Raw genomic sequence first — 15,829 nt, forward strand, 5'->3', positions numbered from 1 at the left:
TGCCTTACCGTGCCGAGGGCGCAGGGGTATGGCTGTTGAACGTGTTCTCATCCAGCACCGGCAAATCTTCCGAGCCAACCAGCGCTTTTGATTTCCCGTCGATCCGCTGTTGCTGCTCCTGACGGTAACGGGTGTATTTCTCTTTCGATAGCGAGCGATAAACATCATCGTCACGAATAATCGTCGGGCGGATAAACACCATCAGGTTGCGTTTAGCGCGCTCGGTCGAGGTATAGCGGAAAAGTTGCCCCACTAAAGGAATATCGCCAAGCAGAGGAACCTTTGACACTTGTTCTTTAGAGAAATCGTCCAGCAATCCGCCCAGGACCACCGTTTCACCGGTTTTTACCAGCACGGCGTTTTGAATAGTACGGGTGTTAAATGTCGGGCCGAGCGTCGAATTAGACGAAGAGTCAACGCTGGAAACCTCCTGCTCTATTTCGAGCAGTACCGCGTCGCCTTCATTGACCTGCGGAGTGACTTTGAGTTTTGTGCCCACCGTTTTGCGTTCGACGGTATTAAAGACGTTATCGCCTGAAGTGGTCTGTGACCCGGATAGCACCGGCACATCCTGGCCAACGTTGAAGGACGCGAGTTTATTATCCAGCGTTACGATGCTTGGGGTGGCGAGGATGTCATTTTTATTGTTACTGGCCAGCGCAGTCAACAATACGCCCCAGTCGCCATTGAAGAAGCCTGCGGCCATGCCATTGTAGGCGCTAAACATATCCCAGGCAGGATTCGCGCTGGTGATCCCGCCATTCTTTTTATAATCAGCCACACCTTGCGCAGCGTTAAAAATCGGTAATCCCGTATTGGTAAATTGCTGTGCGCCAACGTTTTTATTCGCCCATTGCACGCCCAGATTAAGTCCATTTCCATCCTGAACTTCAACGATGATTGCCTCAACCAGCACCTGTGCACGGCGAATATCCAGACGTGCAATTACCGTGGCGAGTTTCTCCTGGACGGGCTGGTCAGCGGTAATGACCAACGAGTTGGTCTGTTCATCGGCGGTAATGGCCACATTATCCATCGCAGAAGTAGAAGAAGGCTTACGCGAATTCCCTTTTTCATCTTTCAGCTTTTCGGAAACACCGGTTAGCACTTCCACCAGATTCGTGGCTTTAGCATATTTCAGGTAATAGACCCGGGTATTTCCTTCCTCGCTCTCTTCTACATCAAGGCTTTCCAGTAATGAAGTGATGCGCTGGCGTGCTTTTTCCGGCCCGCTGATGATAAGAGAGTTGGTTCGCTTATCCGCCACAATCTTCGCGGAAAGGAGGGCAGGCATCTGGCTTTTACCATGGCTTTCGCTGATTAATTGATTAAGAATCTCTGCGAGATCTTCCGCTGACGCATATTCCAGATGAATAATTTGCTGCTTCTCTGTGCCGATGACATCAACGCGCTTTATGACTTCAATCAGTTTATTAATGGTGGAGGCACGACCGGTCAGAATAAGAACGTTGGAGGGTTCATAATGCACGACATTGCCGACGCTGCCGCCATCCATCATTTGGCGAAGCAGAGGGGCAAGATCACGAGCAGGAACGTTCTCAAGCGGTACGATACGAGTGACCAACTCATCACCAGCGCCAGGACGAGAACTGTCAGCAATCATCCCTGGTGATGTTTTTACATTAGCTGAGCGCACCACTTTCAGAAAACCATTGTCCAGCGTGATCACGGAATAACCGTAAAGATCAAGAATACTTAAAAAGAACTGGTAGTACTCCTGTTGGCTAAACGTATCATTACTGCGTACGGAAATGGTTCCCTGTACCGAAGGGTCGATCAGGATCGTTTTGCCAAGATGCTGACCCACTATTTCCACGAACTGGCGGATATCGGCGTTATTGAAGTTCGCGCCGTATTGTTCGTTCTCAGCGTGCCCTGCACAAGGCATGAGTAGTGCTGCCAGCAAGCAGCAGGTGATTTTATTGAGTCCTTTCATGACGCTGTCCATTCATTCCTGTAAGTTCCGCGACGGAAACATTTATCAAGCGGGGTACGCCGTTGCGACGAATTGTAAACTGAGCACTTTGTTGAGTTAGCAGTAAACTTAATGCCTGTGAAACCTCATCAGGGTGGGTCAGCGAAAGATTATTGATCCTGAGGGCGATATCCCCTGGTTGTAGCAAGCTGGTGGTAAATGCATTGAGGCCCTTACGAGGGTTCAATCGAAGCCCGTATATCTGTTCTCCATCACGTATAGGCGTGGCGATAATATAATCAGCGAGTACATTTTGACTTTCCGAATCAGGCTGCTTGATGATGTCAGGTAGCCCTGGATGGAGAGTTACTTTTTCGTAATGCCCGTGAGTTTCAAACACAACGCTGGTTTTATTTATTTTTCTAATAAACGTTCCCGGCGCTGACTCAAGGGCTTCGTTGAGGGAGTATCGCTTTTGTTCGCTCCCCTCATTAATTAAGACAAAAGAAGTCTCATCATTCGATGTGAGTACAATACCATTAAGCGCTATAGAGAGCTTCGGTGTTTCCTGATTAACTGCCACGGGATTTGCATCTTTTACCCCAGCATGATTATCGTTGCGCCATAAAGCGGCAAGGCTGAACTCAGACTGAAATGCATTTGTTGGTTGATTAATGATCTGTCCATTTTTAACTATAGTTGTATGGAAACAATTCACATTAAAAATAATCAGCCCTATACTTATAAATATAATCAATATATTGATGGCAGCATCTTTATTATGATTCGCCAGATGGAAGGGGAAGCGTAGTGTGGGCACGATGTATGTTCTAATAAAATAGATTGGGTGGGTTGTATATTGACGTTAGTATAAATAGTATTAATGCCGCTTGCATGAATCAAGCAAAATTTATTTATATTAGTAATATGTATTTAATTAATAAATACATACATTATTTTTATGATTAAGGATAATCAATAATTAAAACAGGAAGTTCTATGTCTACGAGAAGAGAAGTTATTCTTTCCTGGTTGCGTGAGAAACGTCAGACCTGGCGTCTGTGCTATTTGTTGGGTGAGGCTGGAAGTGGAAAAACCTGGCTGGCGCAGCAACTACAAAAAGATAAACATCGCCGTGTGATTACTTTAAGCCTCGTTGTTTCCTGGCAAGGTAAGGCCGCATGGATCGTTACCGACGATAACGCGGCTGAACAGGGCTGCCGTGACAGCGCCTGGACGCGAGATGAGATGGCGGGTCAATTACTGCATGCGCTTCATCGAACTGATAGTTGCTGCCCTCTTATTATTATTGAAAATGCTCACCTGAATCACCGCCGCATACTTGATGATCTCCAACGCGCGATATCTCTTATTCCTGACGGTCAATTTTTGCTGATCGGCAGACCCGATCGAAAAGTCGAACGTGATTTTAAAAAACAGGGCATTGAACTTGTCTCGACAGGACGTCTGACGGAGCACGAGCTTAAGGCAAGCATCCTTGAAGGTCAGAATATTGACCAGCCCGATCTCCTTTTAACCGCCAGAGTTCTGAAACGGATAGCTTTATTATGTCGGGGAGATCGCAGAAAGCTGGCGCTTGCCGGCGAAACAATTAGCTTATTACAGCAAGCCGAGCAGACCAGCGTTTTCACTGCAAAACATTGGCGAATGATTTACCGCGTATTAGGTGATAACCGCCCCCGGAAAATGCAGCTTGCCGTGGTGATGAGTGGAACCATTATCGCACTTACCTGTGGTTGGCTACTGCTGTCCTCTTTCACAGATCCGTTCCCCGTTCCTGCGTGGCTGGTACCCGTAACGCCAGTAGTTAAACAAGATATGACTAAGGATATTGCTCATGTAGTGATGCGCGATAGTGAGGCGCTAAGCGTGTTATACGGCGTATGGGGGTACGAGGTCCCAGCTGATTCGGCCTGGTGCGATCAGGCAGTAAGAGCGGGGCTGGCATGTAAAAGTGGGAATGCTTCTTTACAAACATTGGTAGATCAGAATTTGCCCTGGATCGCATCGCTTAAAGTCGGGGACAAAAAATTGCCTGTTGTGGTCGTTCGCGTCGGTGATGCTACCGTTGATGTCCTCGTAGGGCAGCAAACCTGGACGCTGACACATCAATGGTTTGAGTCGGTATGGACGGGTGATTATCTTCTGTTATGGAAAATGTCGCCGGAAGGGGAGAGTACCATTACGCGTGATAGCAGCGAGGAAGAGATTCTCTGGCTGGAAACGATGTTAAACCGCGCATTGCATATTTCGACAGAACCTTCGGCAGAGTGGCGTCCCTTGTTGGTAGAAAAAATAAAGCAATTTCAAAAAAGCCACCACTTGAAAACTGACGGTGTTGTTGGCTTTTCAACGTTAGTACATCTCTGGCAGGTGGCAGGGGAGAGTGCCTACTTATATCGGGATGAAGCAAATATTTCCCCGGAAACAACAGTGAAGGGGAAATGACATGTTTGAATTCTATATCGCCGCGCGTGAGCAGAAAGAAACAGGTCACCCTGGTATCTTCTCCCGACAAAAACACAGCACCATAATATATGTCATTTGTTTATTGCTGATTTGCCTGTGGTTTGCAGGAATGGTGTTGGTTGGTGGGTATGCCAGGCAGCTATGGGCGCTTTGGATAGTAAAAGCAGAAGTCACAGTAGATGCTGAAACGCCTGCTTTTAAACAATCAACACAACACTATTTCTTCAAAAAACAGCCACTCCCCGTCGTCGAATCCGTCGAGGAGGAAGATGACCCAGGCGTCGCGGTTGAGAATGCCCCCTCTTCTTCTGAAGACGAAGAAAATACTGTAGAAGAAAGCGACGAGAAAGCCGGTTTAAGAGAGCGTGTCAAAAATGCGCTGAACGAACTTGAGAGATAACCCGAAAGCTGTTTACTTTACTAGCAATACGCTTGCGTTCGGTGGTTAAGTATGTATAATGCGCGGGCTTGTCGTAGTTGACAGCAGGTTCAATCTGAACCTCAGTTAGCCGAATTTGGCTACCTAACAATGCTCCCAATCGGGGAGCTACGTAAGAACGGTTACACTCTCCCATCAATCGTAATGGGTCTGAGGAGTAATCATTTTCGTTTATAAAATAATTGGAGCTCTGGTCTCATGCAGAACCAAAGAATCCGTATCCGCCTGAAAGCGTTTGATCATCGTCTGATCGATCAAGCAACCGCGGAAATCGTCGAGACTGCCAAGCGCACTGGTGCGCAGGTCCGTGGTCCGATCCCGCTGCCGACACGCAAAGAGCGCTTCACTGTTCTGATCTCCCCGCACGTCAACAAAGACGCGCGCGATCAGTACGAAATCCGTACTCACTTGCGTCTGGTTGACATCGTTGAGCCAACCGAGAAAACCGTTGATGCTCTGATGCGTCTGGATCTGGCTGCCGGTGTAGACGTGCAGATCAGCCTGGGTTAATCAGGTCATTGAGCGATTGAGAGGTTGAAACAATGATTGGTTTAGTCGGTAAAAAAGTGGGTATGACCCGTATCTTCACAGAAGACGGCGTTTCTATCCCAGTAACCGTAATCGAAGTTGAAGCAAACCGCGTTACTCAGGTTAAAGACCTGGCTAACGATGGCTACCGTGCTATTCAGGTGACCACCGGTGCTAAAAAAGCTAACCGTGTGACCAAGCCTGAAGCTGGCCACTTCGCTAAAGCTGGCGTAGAAGCTGGCCGTGGTCTGTGGGAATTCCGCCTGGCTGAAGGCGAAGAGTTCACTGTAGGTCAGAGCATTAGCGTTGAACTGTTTGCTGACGTTAAAAAAGTTGACGTAACTGGCACCTCTAAAGGTAAAGGTTTCGCAGGTACCGTTAAGCGCTGGAACTTCCGTACCCAGGACGCTACTCACGGTAACTCCTTGTCTCACCGCGTTCCGGGTTCTATCGGTCAGAACCAGACTCCGGGCAAAGTGTTCAAAGGCAAGAAAATGGCAGGTCAGATGGGTAACGAACGTGTAACCGTTCAGAGCCTTGACGTAGTACGCGTTGACGCTGAGCGCAACCTGCTGCTGGTTAAAGGTGCTGTCCCGGGTGCAACCGGTAGCGACCTGATCGTTAAACCAGCTGTGAAGGCGTAAGGAGATAGCAATGGAATTAGTATTGAAAGACGCGCAGAGCGCGCTGACTGTTTCCGAAACTACCTTCGGTCGTGATTTCAACGAAGCGCTGGTTCACCAGGTTGTTGTTGCTTATGCAGCTGGTGCTCGTCAGGGTACTCGTGCTCAGAAGACTCGTGCTGAAGTAACTGGTTCCGGTAAAAAACCGTGGCGCCAGAAAGGCACCGGCCGTGCGCGTTCTGGTTCTATCAAGAGCCCGATCTGGCGTTCTGGTGGCGTGACCTTTGCTGCTCGTCCGCAGGACCACAGTCAAAAAGTTAACAAGAAGATGTACCGCGGCGCGCTGAAAAGCATCCTGTCCGAACTGGTACGTCAGGATCGTCTGATCGTTGTCGAGAAGTTCTCTGTAGAAGCGCCGAAAACTAAGCTGCTGGCACAGAAACTGAAAGACATGGCTCTGGAAGATGTGCTGATCATCACCGGTGAGCTGGACGAAAACCTGTTCCTGGCTGCGCGCAACCTGCACAAGGTTGACGTACGCGATGCAACTGGTATCGACCCGGTTAGCCTGATCGCCTTCGACAAAGTCGTAATGACTGCTGATGCTGTTAAGCAAGTTGAGGAGATGCTGGCATGATTCGTGAAGAACGTCTGCTGAAGGTGCTGCGTGCACCGCACGTTTCTGAAAAAGCGTCTACTGCGATGGAAAAATCCAACACCATCGTACTCAAAGTTGCTAAAGACGCGACCAAAGCAGAAATCAAAGCTGCTGTGCAGAAACTGTTTGAAGTCGAAGTCGAAGTCGTTAACACCCTGGTAGTTAAAGGGAAAGTTAAACGTCACGGACAGCGTATCGGTCGTCGTAGCGACTGGAAAAAAGCTTACGTCACCCTGAAAGAAGGCCAGAATCTGGACTTCGTTGGCGGCGCTGAGTAAGTCGGAGGAGTAATACAATGGCAGTTGTTAAATGTAAACCGACATCTCCGGGTCGTCGCCACGTTGTTAAAGTGGTTAACCCTGAGCTGCACAAGGGCAAACCTTTTGCTCCGTTGCTGGAAAAAAACAGCAAATCCGGTGGTCGTAACAACAATGGCCGTATCACCACTCGTCATATCGGTGGTGGCCACAAGCAGGCTTACCGTATTGTTGACTTCAAACGCAACAAAGACGGTATCCCGGCAGTTGTTGAACGTCTTGAGTACGATCCGAACCGTTCCGCGAACATCGCGCTGGTTCTGTACAAAGACGGTGAACGCCGTTACATCCTGGCCCCTAAAGGCCTGAAAGCTGGCGACCAGATTCAGTCTGGCGTTGATGCTGCAATCAAACCAGGTAACACCCTGCCGATGCGCAACATCCCGGTTGGTTCTACTGTTCATAACGTAGAAATGAAACCAGGTAAAGGCGGTCAGCTGGCACGTTCCGCTGGTACTTACGTTCAGATCGTTGCTCGTGATGGTGCTTATGTCACCCTGCGTCTGCGTTCTGGTGAAATGCGTAAAGTAGAAGCAGACTGCCGTGCAACTCTGGGCGAAGTTGGCAATGCTGAGCATATGCTGCGCGTTCTGGGTAAAGCAGGTGCTGCACGCTGGCGTGGTGTTCGTCCGACCGTTCGCGGTACCGCGATGAACCCGGTAGACCACCCACATGGTGGTGGTGAAGGTCGTAACTTTGGTAAGCACCCGGTAACTCCGTGGGGCGTTCAGACCAAAGGTAAGAAGACCCGCAGCAACAAGCGTACTGATAAATTCATCGTACGTCGCCGTAGCAAATAATTTTAGAGGATAAGCCATGCCACGTTCTCTCAAGAAAGGTCCTTTTATTGACCTGCACTTGCTGAAGAAGGTAGAGAAAGCGGTGGAAAGCGGAGACAAGAAGCCCCTGCGCACTTGGTCCCGTCGTTCAACGATCTTTCCTAACATGATCGGTTTGACCATCGCTGTCCATAATGGTCGTCAGCACGTTCCGGTATTTGTAACCGACGAAATGGTCGGTCACAAACTGGGTGAATTCGCACCGACTCGTACTTATCGCGGCCACGCTGCTGATAAAAAAGCGAAGAAGAAATAAGGTAGGAGGAAGAGATGGAAACTATCGCTAAACATCGCCATGCTCGTTCTTCTGCTCAGAAGGTTCGCCTTGTTGCTGACCTGATTCGCGGTAAGAAAGTGTCGCAGGCTCTGGATATTTTGACCTACACCAACAAGAAAGCGGCTGTACTGGTCAAGAAAGTTCTGGAATCTGCCATTGCTAACGCTGAACACAACGATGGCGCTGACATTGACGATCTGAAAGTTACGAAAATTTTCGTAGACGAAGGCCCGAGCATGAAGCGCATTATGCCGCGTGCAAAAGGTCGTGCAGATCGCATCCTGAAGCGCACCAGCCACATCACTGTGGTTGTGTCCGATCGCTGAGACTCTGGAGACTAGCAATGGGTCAGAAAGTACATCCTAATGGTATTCGCCTGGGTATTGTAAAACCATGGAACTCTACCTGGTTTGCGAACACCAAAGAATTCGCTGACAACCTGGACAGCGATTTTAAAGTACGTCAGTACCTGACTAAGGAACTGGCTAAAGCGTCCGTATCTCGTATCGTTATCGAGCGTCCGGCTAAGAGCATCCGTGTAACCATTCACACTGCTCGCCCGGGTATCGTTATCGGTAAAAAAGGTGAAGACGTAGAAAAACTGCGTAAGGTCGTAGCGGACATCGCTGGCGTTCCTGCACAGATCAACATCGCCGAAGTTCGTAAGCCTGAACTGGACGCAAAACTGGTTGCTGACAGCATCACTTCTCAGCTGGAACGTCGCGTTATGTTCCGTCGTGCTATGAAGCGTGCTGTACAGAACGCAATGCGTCTGGGCGCTAAAGGTATCAAAGTTGAAGTTAGCGGCCGTCTGGGCGGCGCGGAAATCGCACGTACCGAATGGTACCGCGAAGGTCGCGTACCGCTGCACACTCTGCGTGCTGACATCGACTACAACACCTCTGAAGCGCACACCACTTACGGTGTAATCGGCGTTAAAGTGTGGATCTTCAAAGGCGAGATCCTGGGTGGTATGGCTGCTGTTGAACAACCGGAAAAACCGGCTGCTCAGCCTAAAAAGCAGCAGCGTAAAGGCCGTAAATAAGGAGCGTCGCTGATGTTACAACCAAAGCGTACAAAATTCCGTAAAATGCACAAAGGCCGTAACCGCGGTCTGGCGCAGGGTACGGATGTTAGCTTCGGCAGCTTCGGTCTGAAAGCTGTTGGCCGTGGTCGTCTGACTGCACGTCAGATCGAAGCAGCACGTCGTGCTATGACCCGTGCAGTTAAGCGTCAAGGTAAGATCTGGATCCGTGTGTTCCCGGACAAACCGATCACTGAAAAGCCGCTGGCAGTGCGTATGGGTAAAGGTAAAGGTAACGTGGAGTATTGGGTTGCCTTGATTCAGCCGGGTAAAGTCCTGTATGAAATGGACGGTGTTCCGGAAGAGCTGGCCCGTGAAGCATTCAAGCTGGCAGCAGCGAAACTGCCGATTAAAACCACCTTTGTAACTAAGACGGTGATGTAATGAAAGCAAAAGAGCTGCGTGAGAAGAGCGTTGAAGAGCTGAACACCGAGCTGCTGAACCTGCTGCGTGAGCAGTTCAACCTGCGTATGCAGGCTGCAAGTGGCCAGCTGCAACAGTCTCACCTGTTGAAGCAAGTGCGTCGCGATGTCGCACGCGTTAAGACTTTACTGAACGAGAAGGCGGGTGCGTAATGACCGATAAAATCCGTACTCTGCAAGGTCGCGTTGTTAGCGACAAAATGGAGAAATCCATTGTTGTTGCTATCGAACGTTTTGTGAAACACCCGATCTACGGTAAATTCATCAAGCGTACGACCAAACTGCACGTACATGACGAGAACAACGAATGCGGTATCGGTGACGTGGTTGAAATCCGCGAATGCCGTCCGCTGTCCAAGACTAAATCCTGGACGCTGGTTCGCGTTGTAGAGAAAGCGGTTCTGTAATACAGTACACTCTCTCGATACGAATAAACGGCTCAGAAATGAGCCGTTTATTTTTTCTACCCATATCCTTGAAGCGGTGTTATAATGCCGCGCCCTCGATATGGGGATTTTTAACGACCTGATTTTCGGGTCTCAGTAGTAGTTGACATTAGCGGAGCACTAAAATGATCCAAGAACAGACTATGCTGAACGTCGCCGACAACTCCGGTGCACGTCGCGTAATGTGTATCAAGGTTCTGGGTGGCTCGCACCGTCGCTACGCAGGCGTAGGCGACATCATCAAGATCACCATCAAAGAAGCAATTCCGCGTGGTAAGGTCAAAAAAGGTGATGTGCTGAAGGCGGTAGTGGTGCGCACCAAGAAGGGTGTTCGTCGCCCGGACGGTTCTGTCATTCGCTTCGATGGTAATGCTTGTGTTCTTCTGAACAACAACAGCGAGCAGCCTATCGGTACGCGTATTTTTGGGCCGGTAACTCGTGAGCTTCGTAGTGAGAAGTTCATGAAAATTATCTCTCTGGCACCAGAAGTACTCTAAGGAGCGAATCATGGCAGCGAAAATCCGTCGTGATGACGAAGTTATCGTGTTAACCGGTAAAGATAAAGGTAAACGCGGTAAAGTTAAGAATGTCCTGTCTTCCGGCAAGGTCATTGTTGAAGGTATCAACCTGGTTAAGAAACATCAGAAGCCGGTTCCGGCCCTGAACCAACCGGGTGGCATCGTTGAAAAAGAAGCCGCTATTCAGGTTTCCAACGTAGCAATCTTCAATGCGGCAACCGGCAAGGCTGACCGTGTAGGCTTTAGATTCGAAGACGGTAAAAAAGTCCGTTTCTTCAAGTCTAACAGCGAAACTATCAAGTAATTTGGAGTAGTACGATGGCGAAACTGCATGATTACTACAAAGACGAAGTAGTTAAAAAACTCATGACTGAGTTTAACTACAATTCTGTCATGCAAGTCCCTCGGGTCGAGAAGATCACCCTGAACATGGGTGTTGGTGAAGCGATCGCTGACAAAAAACTGCTGGATAACGCAGCAGCAGACCTGGCAGCAATCTCCGGTCAAAAACCGCTGATCACCAAAGCACGCAAATCTGTTGCAGGCTTCAAAATCCGTCAGGGCTATCCGATCGGCTGTAAAGTAACTCTGCGTGGCGAACGCATGTGGGAGTTCTTTGAGCGCCTGATCACTATTGCTGTACCTCGTATCCGTGACTTCCGTGGCCTGTCCGCTAAGTCTTTCGACGGTCGTGGTAACTACAGCATGGGTGTCCGTGAGCAGATCATCTTCCCAGAAATCGACTACGATAAAGTCGACCGCGTTCGTGGTTTGGATATTACCATTACCACTACTGCGAAATCTGACGAAGAAGGCCGCGCTCTGCTGGCTGCCTTTGACTTCCCGTTCCGCAAGTAAGGTAGGGTTACTAAATGGCTAAGCAATCAATGAAAGCACGCGAAGTAAAACGCGTAGCTTTAGCTGATAAATACTTCGCGAAACGCGCTGAACTGAAAGCGATCATCTCTGATGTGAACGCTTCCGACGAAGATCGTTGGAACGCTGTTCTCAAGCTGCAGACTCTGCCGCGTGATTCCAGCCCGTCTCGTCAGCGTAACCGCTGCCGTCAAACAGGTCGTCCGCATGGTTTCCTGCGGAAGTTCGGGTTGAGCCGTATTAAGGTCCGTGAAGCCGCTATGCGCGGTGAAATCCCGGGTCTGAAAAAGGCTAGCTGGTAATTGTCACCAATTGAATCACGGGAGTAAAGACAGATGAGCATGCAAGATCCGATCGCGGATATGCTGACCCGTATCCGTAACGGTCAGGCCGCGAACAAAGCTGCGGTCACCATGCCTTCCTCCAAGCTGAAAGTGGCAATCGCCAACGTGCTGAAGGAAGAAGGTTTTATTGAAGATTTTAAAGTTGAAGGCGACACCAAGCCTGAACTGGAACTTACTCTGAAGTATTTCCAGGGCAAAGCTGTTGTAGAAAGCATTCAGCGTGTCAGCCGCCCAGGTCTGCGCATCTATAAACGTAAAGATGAGCTGCCGAAAGTTATGGCGGGTCTGGGTATCGCAGTTGTTTCTACCTCTAAAGGTGTTATGACTGATCGTGCAGCGCGCCAGGCTGGTCTTGGTGGCGAAATTATCTGCTACGTAGCCTAATCGGAGGAAAAAATGTCTCGTGTTGCTAAAGCACCGGTCGTTGTTCCTGCCGGCGTTGACGTAAAAATCAACGGTCAGGTTATTACGATCAAAGGTAAAAACGGCGAGCTGACTCGTACTCTCAACGATGCTGTTGAAGTTAAACATGCAGATAATACCCTGACCTTCGGTCCGCGTGATGGTTACGCAGACGGTTGGGCACAGGCTGGTACCGCGCGTGCCCTGCTGAACTCAATGGTTATCGGTGTTACCGAAGGCTTCACTAAGAAGCTGCAGCTGGTTGGTGTAGGTTACCGTGCAGCGGTTAAAGGCAATGTGATTAACCTGTCTCTGGGTTTCTCTCATCCTGTTGACCATCAGCTGCCTGCGGGTATCACTGCTGAATGTCCGACTCAGACTGAAATCGTGCTGAAAGGCGCTGATAAGCAGGTGATCGGCCAGGTTGCAGCGGATCTGCGCGCCTACCGTCGTCCTGAGCCTTACAAAGGCAAGGGTGTTCGTTACGCCGACGAAGTCGTGCGTACCAAAGAGGCTAAGAAGAAGTAAGGTAACACTATGGATAAGAAATCTGCTCGTATCCGTCGTGCGACCCGCGCACGCCGCAAGCTCCAGGAGCTGGGCGCAACTCGCCTGGTGGTACATCGTACCCCGCGTCACATTTACGCACAGGTAATTGCACCGAACGGTTCTGAAGTTCTGGTAGCTGCTTCTACTGTAGAAAAAGCTATCGCTGAACAACTGAAGTACACCGGTAACAAAGACGCGGCTGCAGCTGTGGGTAAAGCTGTCGCTGAACGCGCTCTGGAAAAAGGCATCAAAGATGTATCCTTTGACCGTTCCGGGTTCCAATATCATGGTCGTGTCCAGGCACTGGCAGATGCTGCCCGTGAAGCTGGCCTTCAGTTCTAAGGTAGAGGTGTAAGATGGCTCACATCGAAAAACAAGCTGGCGAACTGCAGGAAAAGCTGATCGCGGTAAACCGCGTATCTAAAACCGTTAAAGGTGGTCGTATTTTCTCCTTCACAGCTCTGACTGTAGTTGGCGATGGTAACGGTCGCGTTGGTTTTGGTTACGGTAAAGCGCGTGAAGTTCCAGCAGCGATCCAGAAAGCGATGGAAAAAGCCCGTCGCAATATGATTAACGTCGCGCTGAATAACGGCACTCTGCAACACCCTGTTAAAGGTGTTCATACGGGTTCTCGCGTATTCATGCAGCCGGCTTCCGAAGGTACCGGTATCATCGCCGGTGGTGCAATGCGCGCCGTTCTGGAAGTCGCTGGGGTTCATAACGTACTGGCTAAAGCGTATGGTTCCACCAACCCGATTAACGTGGTTCGTGCAACTATCGATGGCCTGGAAAATATGAATTCTCCAGAAATGGTCGCTGCCAAGCGTGGTAAATCCGTTGAAGAAATTCTGGGGAAATAAACCATGGCAAAGACTATTAAAATTACTCAAACCCGCAGTGCAATCGGTCGTCTGCCGAAACACAAGGCAACGCTGCTTGGCCTGGGTCTGCGTCGTATTGGTCACACCGTAGAGCGCGAGGATACTCCTGCTATTCGCGGTATGATCAACGCGGTTTCCTTCATGGTTAAAGTTGAGGAGTAAGAGATGCGTTTAAATACTCTGTCTCCGGCCGAAGGCTCCAAAAAGGCGGGTAAACGCCTGGGTCGTGGTATCGGTTCTGGCCTCGGTAAAACCGGTGGTCGTGGTCACAAAGGTCAGAAGTCTCGTTCTGGCGGTGGCGTACGTCGCGGTTTCGAGGGTGGTCAGATGCCTCTGTACCGTCGTCTGCCGAAATTCGGCTTCACTTCTCGTAAAGCAGCGATTACAGCCGAAGTTCGTCTGTCTGACCTGGCTAAAGTAGAAGGCGGTGTTGTAGACCTGAACACGCTGAAAGCGGCTAACATTATCGGTATCCAGATCGAGTTCGCGAAAGTGATCCTGGCTGGCGAAGTAACTACTCCGGTAACTGTTCGTGGCCTGCGTGTTACTAAAGGCGCTCGTGCTGCTATCGAAGCTGCTGGCGGTAAAATCGAGGAATAAGTAGCAGATGGCTAAACAACCGGGATTAGATTTTCAAAGTGCCAAAGGTGGCTTAGGCGAGCTGAAACGCAGACTGCTGTTTGTTATCGGTGCGCTGATTGTGTTCCGTATTGGCTCTTTTATTCCGATCCCTGGTATTGATGCCGCTGTACTTGCCAAACTGCTTGAGCAACAGCGGGGCACCATCATTGAAATGTTTAACATGTTCTCTGGTGGTGCTCTCAGCCGTGCTTCTATCTTTGCTCTGGGGATCATGCCGTATATTTCGGCGTCGATCATTATCCAGCTGCTGACGGTGGTTCACCCAACGTTGGCAGAAATTAAGAAAGAAGGGGAGTCTGGTCGTCGTAAGATCAGCCAGTACACCCGCTACGGTACTCTGGTGCTGGCAATATTCCAGTCGATCGGTATTGCTACCGGTCTGCCGAATATGCCTGGTATGCAAGGCCTGGTGATTAACCCGGGCTTTGCATTCTACTTCACCGCTGTTGTAAGTCTGGTCACAGGAACCATGTTCCTGATGTGGTTGGGCGAACAGATCACTGAACGAGGTATCGGCAACGGTATTTCAATCATTATCTTCGCCGGTATTGTCGCGGGACTCCCGCCAGCCATTGCCCATACTATCGAGCAAGCGCGTCAAGGCGACCTGCACTTCCTCGTGTTGCTGTTGGTTGCAGTATTAGTATTTGCAGTGACGTTCTTTGTTGTATTTGTTGAGCGTGGTCAACGCCGCATTGTGGTAAACTACGCGAAACGTCAGCAAGGTCGTCGTGTCTATGCTGCACAGAGCACACATTTACCGCTGAAAGTGAATATGGCGGGGGTAATCCCGGCAATCTTCGCTTCCAGTATTATTCTGTTCCCGGCGACCATCGCGTCATGGTTCGGGGGCGGTACTGGTTGGAACTGGCTGACAACAATTTCGCTGTATTTGCAGCCTGGGCAACCGCTTTATGTGTTACTCTATGCGTCTGCAATCATCTTCTTCTGTTTCTTCTACACGGCGTTGGTTTTCAACCCGCGTGAAACAGCAGATAACCTGAAGAAGTCCGGTGCATTTGTACCAGGAATTCGTCCGGGAGAGCAAACGGCGAAGTATATCGATAAAGTAATGACCCGCCTGACCCTGGTTGGTGCGCTGTATATTACCTTTATCTGCCTGATCCCGGAGTTCATGCGTGATGCAATGAAAGTACCGTTCTACTTCGGTGGGACCTCACTGCTTATCGTTGTTGTCGTGATTATGGACTTTATGGCTCAAGTGCAAACTCTGATGATGTCCAGTCAGTATGAGTCTGCATTGAAGAAGGCGAACCTGAAAGGCTACGGCCGATAATTGGTCGCCCGAGAAGTTACGGAGAGTAAAAATGAAAGTTCGTGCTTCCGTCAAGAAATTATGCCGTAACTGCAAAATCGTTAAGCGTGATGGTGTCATCCGTGTGATTTGCAGTGCCGAGCCGAAGCATAAACAGCGCCAAGGCTGATTTTTTCGCATATTTTTCTTGCAAAGTTGGGTTGAGCTGGCTAGATTAGCCAGCCAATCTTTTGTATGTCTGTGCGTTTCCATTTGAGTATCCTGAAAACGGGCTTTTCAGCA

The 15,829-nt window shown here is 49.6% G+C and carries 27 protein-coding genes; 25 read left to right on the top strand and 2 right to left on the bottom strand.

The genetic code is table 11. From position 1 onward, the window contains the following. Window positions 1–4: 4 nt before the first annotated feature. Together gspD and gspC are read right to left on the bottom strand one after the other, a co-directional pair. The gene (gene gspD / locus ACJHXB_RS22680; protein WP_001604902.1) at window positions 5–1,957 is read right to left on the bottom strand and encodes a type II secretion system secretin GspD; all 1,953 of its coding nucleotides are present in this window, start codon (window positions 1,955–1,957) and stop codon (window positions 5–7) included. Continuing rightward, window positions 1,941–2,756 (bottom strand): type II secretion system protein GspC, encoded by an 816-nt coding sequence (gspC, locus tag ACJHXB_RS22685; RefSeq protein ID WP_001469472.1) that lies wholly within the window; start codon window positions 2,754–2,756, stop codon window positions 1,941–1,943. The genes gspD and gspC overlap by 17 nt, the downstream gene beginning before the upstream one ends. A gap of 179 nt (window positions 2,757–2,935) precedes the next feature. On the opposite strand from gspC, the gene gspA reads away from it, so the two are divergent. The 25 genes from gspA to rpmJ all read left to right on the top strand — a co-directional run bounded on the left by gspA (window position 2,936) and on the right by rpmJ (window position 15,716). After that, complete coding sequence (gene gspA / locus ACJHXB_RS22690; RefSeq protein ID WP_000107582.1) at window positions 2,936–4,405, top strand: type II secretion system protein GspA; 1,470 nt, start codon at window positions 2,936–2,938, stop codon at window positions 4,403–4,405. Between the two features lies 1 nt (window position 4,406). Then, a complete protein-coding gene (gene gspB / locus ACJHXB_RS22695) occupies window positions 4,407–4,826 on the top strand; it encodes a putative general secretion pathway protein GspB (protein WP_000461440.1) in 420 nt (139 codons plus the stop codon). 237 nt (window positions 4,827–5,063) lie between these two features. After that, a complete protein-coding gene (rpsJ, locus tag ACJHXB_RS22700; RefSeq protein ID WP_001181004.1) occupies window positions 5,064–5,375 on the top strand; it encodes a 30S ribosomal protein S10 in 312 nt (103 codons plus the stop codon). Window positions 5,376–5,407: 32 nt separating this feature from the next. After that, window positions 5,408–6,037, top strand: a complete 630-nt coding sequence (gene rplC / locus ACJHXB_RS22705; protein ID WP_000579833.1) for a 50S ribosomal protein L3 — start codon at window positions 5,408–5,410, stop codon at window positions 6,035–6,037. A gap of 10 nt (window positions 6,038–6,047) precedes the next feature. Continuing rightward, the gene (gene rplD, locus ACJHXB_RS22710; protein ID WP_000424395.1) at window positions 6,048–6,653 is read left to right on the top strand and encodes a 50S ribosomal protein L4; all 606 of its coding nucleotides are present in this window, start codon (window positions 6,048–6,050) and stop codon (window positions 6,651–6,653) included. Then, entirely contained in the window at window positions 6,650–6,952 is a 303-nt protein-coding gene (rplW, locus tag ACJHXB_RS22715) for a 50S ribosomal protein L23 (RefSeq protein WP_000617544.1), read from the top strand. Before rplD ends, rplW begins: the two co-directional genes overlap by 4 nt. Before the next feature lie 17 nt (window positions 6,953–6,969). Further along, a complete protein-coding gene (gene rplB, locus ACJHXB_RS22720; protein WP_000301864.1) occupies window positions 6,970–7,791 on the top strand; it encodes a 50S ribosomal protein L2 in 822 nt (273 codons plus the stop codon). Between the two features lie 16 nt (window positions 7,792–7,807). Further along, window positions 7,808–8,086: a 30S ribosomal protein S19 gene (gene rpsS / locus ACJHXB_RS22725; RefSeq protein WP_001138117.1), complete on the top strand. Its 279-nt coding sequence runs from the start codon at window positions 7,808–7,810 to the stop codon at window positions 8,084–8,086. A gap of 14 nt (window positions 8,087–8,100) precedes the next feature. Further along, on the top strand, window positions 8,101–8,433 hold the full coding sequence (gene rplV / locus ACJHXB_RS22730; RefSeq protein WP_000447529.1) for a 50S ribosomal protein L22: 333 nt from the start codon (window positions 8,101–8,103) through the stop codon (window positions 8,431–8,433). A 17-nt stretch (window positions 8,434–8,450) separates the two neighbouring features. Then, window positions 8,451–9,152, top strand: coding sequence for a 30S ribosomal protein S3 (rpsC, locus tag ACJHXB_RS22735; protein ID WP_000529945.1), 702 nt, complete (start codon window positions 8,451–8,453; stop codon window positions 9,150–9,152). Between the two features lie 12 nt (window positions 9,153–9,164). After that, window positions 9,165–9,575 (top strand): 50S ribosomal protein L16, encoded by a 411-nt coding sequence (gene rplP / locus ACJHXB_RS22740; RefSeq protein WP_000941212.1) that lies wholly within the window; start codon window positions 9,165–9,167, stop codon window positions 9,573–9,575. Further along, window positions 9,575–9,766: a 50S ribosomal protein L29 gene (rpmC, locus tag ACJHXB_RS22745; RefSeq protein WP_000644741.1), complete on the top strand. Its 192-nt coding sequence runs from the start codon at window positions 9,575–9,577 to the stop codon at window positions 9,764–9,766. The genes rplP and rpmC overlap by 1 nt, the downstream gene beginning before the upstream one ends. Then, the gene (rpsQ, locus tag ACJHXB_RS22750) at window positions 9,766–10,020 is read left to right on the top strand and encodes a 30S ribosomal protein S17 (RefSeq protein WP_000130100.1); all 255 of its coding nucleotides are present in this window, start codon (window positions 9,766–9,768) and stop codon (window positions 10,018–10,020) included. The genes rpmC and rpsQ overlap by 1 nt, the downstream gene beginning before the upstream one ends. 164 nt (window positions 10,021–10,184) lie before the next feature. Next, the gene (gene rplN / locus ACJHXB_RS22755) at window positions 10,185–10,556 is read left to right on the top strand and encodes a 50S ribosomal protein L14 (RefSeq protein ID WP_000613955.1); all 372 of its coding nucleotides are present in this window, start codon (window positions 10,185–10,187) and stop codon (window positions 10,554–10,556) included. A 10-nt stretch (window positions 10,557–10,566) separates the two neighbouring features. Further along, window positions 10,567–10,881 (top strand): 50S ribosomal protein L24, encoded by a 315-nt coding sequence (gene rplX / locus ACJHXB_RS22760; RefSeq protein WP_000729185.1) that lies wholly within the window; start codon window positions 10,567–10,569, stop codon window positions 10,879–10,881. Window positions 10,882–10,895: 14 nt separating this feature from the next. Further along, window positions 10,896–11,435, top strand: a complete 540-nt coding sequence (rplE, locus tag ACJHXB_RS22765) for a 50S ribosomal protein L5 (RefSeq protein WP_001096200.1) — start codon at window positions 10,896–10,898, stop codon at window positions 11,433–11,435. Between the two features lie 14 nt (window positions 11,436–11,449). After that, complete coding sequence (gene rpsN / locus ACJHXB_RS22770) at window positions 11,450–11,755, top strand: 30S ribosomal protein S14 (protein WP_001118930.1); 306 nt, start codon at window positions 11,450–11,452, stop codon at window positions 11,753–11,755. Between the two features lie 33 nt (window positions 11,756–11,788). Then, window positions 11,789–12,181 carry a 30S ribosomal protein S8 gene (gene rpsH / locus ACJHXB_RS22775; RefSeq protein ID WP_000062611.1) on the top strand — a complete coding sequence of 131 codons (393 nt, stop codon included), beginning with the start codon at window positions 11,789–11,791 and terminating at the stop codon, window positions 12,179–12,181. Window positions 12,182–12,193: 12 nt separating this feature from the next. Continuing rightward, window positions 12,194–12,727 carry a 50S ribosomal protein L6 gene (gene rplF / locus ACJHXB_RS22780; RefSeq protein WP_000091945.1) on the top strand — a complete coding sequence of 178 codons (534 nt, stop codon included), beginning with the start codon at window positions 12,194–12,196 and terminating at the stop codon, window positions 12,725–12,727. 9 nt (window positions 12,728–12,736) lie between these two features. After that, a complete protein-coding gene (gene rplR, locus ACJHXB_RS22785; protein WP_000358960.1) occupies window positions 12,737–13,090 on the top strand; it encodes a 50S ribosomal protein L18 in 354 nt (117 codons plus the stop codon). A 14-nt stretch (window positions 13,091–13,104) separates the two neighbouring features. Next, window positions 13,105–13,608 carry a 30S ribosomal protein S5 gene (gene rpsE / locus ACJHXB_RS22790; RefSeq protein WP_000940121.1) on the top strand — a complete coding sequence of 168 codons (504 nt, stop codon included), beginning with the start codon at window positions 13,105–13,107 and terminating at the stop codon, window positions 13,606–13,608. 3 nt (window positions 13,609–13,611) lie between these two features. Beyond that, complete coding sequence (gene rpmD, locus ACJHXB_RS22795; RefSeq protein ID WP_001140433.1) at window positions 13,612–13,791, top strand: 50S ribosomal protein L30; 180 nt, start codon at window positions 13,612–13,614, stop codon at window positions 13,789–13,791. A 3-nt stretch (window positions 13,792–13,794) separates the two neighbouring features. Next, complete coding sequence (gene rplO / locus ACJHXB_RS22800; protein WP_001238917.1) at window positions 13,795–14,229, top strand: 50S ribosomal protein L15; 435 nt, start codon at window positions 13,795–13,797, stop codon at window positions 14,227–14,229. Between the two features lie 7 nt (window positions 14,230–14,236). Next, window positions 14,237–15,568: a preprotein translocase subunit SecY gene (gene secY / locus ACJHXB_RS22805; protein WP_001118861.1), complete on the top strand. Its 1,332-nt coding sequence runs from the start codon at window positions 14,237–14,239 to the stop codon at window positions 15,566–15,568. A gap of 31 nt (window positions 15,569–15,599) precedes the next feature. Further along, window positions 15,600–15,716 carry a 50S ribosomal protein L36 gene (gene rpmJ, locus ACJHXB_RS22810; protein ID WP_000868187.1) on the top strand — a complete coding sequence of 39 codons (117 nt, stop codon included), beginning with the start codon at window positions 15,600–15,602 and terminating at the stop codon, window positions 15,714–15,716. Window positions 15,717–15,829: the final 113 nt, after the last annotated feature.

This window comes from Escherichia sp. WS3227_2 (assembly GCF_046486495.1).
In the GTDB taxonomy this organism is placed as follows: Bacteria; Pseudomonadota; Gammaproteobacteria; order Enterobacterales; family Enterobacteriaceae; genus Escherichia; species Escherichia coli.

Bases quoted from the DNA above. Each gene is read 5' to 3' on its own strand.
- gspD (WP_001604902.1), bottom strand. From the start codon at position 1,957: ATGAAAGGACTCAATAAAATCACCTGCTGCTTGCTGGCAGCACTACTC.
- gspA (WP_000107582.1), top strand. From the start codon at position 2,936: ATGTCTACGAGAAGAGAAGTTATTCTTTCCTGGTTGCGTGAGAAACGT.
- gspB (WP_000461440.1), top strand. From the start codon at position 4,407: ATGTTTGAATTCTATATCGCCGCGCGTGAGCAGAAAGAAACAGGTCAC.
- rpsJ (WP_001181004.1), top strand. From the start codon at position 5,064: ATGCAGAACCAAAGAATCCGTATCCGCCTGAAAGCGTTTGATCATCGT.
- rplC (WP_000579833.1), top strand. From the start codon at position 5,408: ATGATTGGTTTAGTCGGTAAAAAAGTGGGTATGACCCGTATCTTCACA.
- rplD (WP_000424395.1), top strand. From the start codon at position 6,048: ATGGAATTAGTATTGAAAGACGCGCAGAGCGCGCTGACTGTTTCCGAA.
- rplW (WP_000617544.1), top strand. From the start codon at position 6,650: ATGATTCGTGAAGAACGTCTGCTGAAGGTGCTGCGTGCACCGCACGTT.
- rplB (WP_000301864.1), top strand. From the start codon at position 6,970: ATGGCAGTTGTTAAATGTAAACCGACATCTCCGGGTCGTCGCCACGTT.
- rpsS (WP_001138117.1), top strand. From the start codon at position 7,808: ATGCCACGTTCTCTCAAGAAAGGTCCTTTTATTGACCTGCACTTGCTG.
- rplV (WP_000447529.1), top strand. From the start codon at position 8,101: ATGGAAACTATCGCTAAACATCGCCATGCTCGTTCTTCTGCTCAGAAG.
- rpsC (WP_000529945.1), top strand. From the start codon at position 8,451: ATGGGTCAGAAAGTACATCCTAATGGTATTCGCCTGGGTATTGTAAAA.
- rplP (WP_000941212.1), top strand. From the start codon at position 9,165: ATGTTACAACCAAAGCGTACAAAATTCCGTAAAATGCACAAAGGCCGT.
- rpmC (WP_000644741.1), top strand. From the start codon at position 9,575: ATGAAAGCAAAAGAGCTGCGTGAGAAGAGCGTTGAAGAGCTGAACACC.
- rpsQ (WP_000130100.1), top strand. From the start codon at position 9,766: ATGACCGATAAAATCCGTACTCTGCAAGGTCGCGTTGTTAGCGACAAA.
- rplN (WP_000613955.1), top strand. From the start codon at position 10,185: ATGATCCAAGAACAGACTATGCTGAACGTCGCCGACAACTCCGGTGCA.
- rplX (WP_000729185.1), top strand. From the start codon at position 10,567: ATGGCAGCGAAAATCCGTCGTGATGACGAAGTTATCGTGTTAACCGGT.
- rplE (WP_001096200.1), top strand. From the start codon at position 10,896: ATGGCGAAACTGCATGATTACTACAAAGACGAAGTAGTTAAAAAACTC.
- rpsN (WP_001118930.1), top strand. From the start codon at position 11,450: ATGGCTAAGCAATCAATGAAAGCACGCGAAGTAAAACGCGTAGCTTTA.
- rpsH (WP_000062611.1), top strand. From the start codon at position 11,789: ATGAGCATGCAAGATCCGATCGCGGATATGCTGACCCGTATCCGTAAC.
- rplF (WP_000091945.1), top strand. From the start codon at position 12,194: ATGTCTCGTGTTGCTAAAGCACCGGTCGTTGTTCCTGCCGGCGTTGAC.
- rplR (WP_000358960.1), top strand. From the start codon at position 12,737: ATGGATAAGAAATCTGCTCGTATCCGTCGTGCGACCCGCGCACGCCGC.
- rpsE (WP_000940121.1), top strand. From the start codon at position 13,105: ATGGCTCACATCGAAAAACAAGCTGGCGAACTGCAGGAAAAGCTGATC.
- rpmD (WP_001140433.1), top strand. From the start codon at position 13,612: ATGGCAAAGACTATTAAAATTACTCAAACCCGCAGTGCAATCGGTCGT.
- rplO (WP_001238917.1), top strand. From the start codon at position 13,795: ATGCGTTTAAATACTCTGTCTCCGGCCGAAGGCTCCAAAAAGGCGGGT.
- secY (WP_001118861.1), top strand. From the start codon at position 14,237: ATGGCTAAACAACCGGGATTAGATTTTCAAAGTGCCAAAGGTGGCTTA.
- rpmJ (WP_000868187.1), top strand. From the start codon at position 15,600: ATGAAAGTTCGTGCTTCCGTCAAGAAATTATGCCGTAACTGCAAAATC.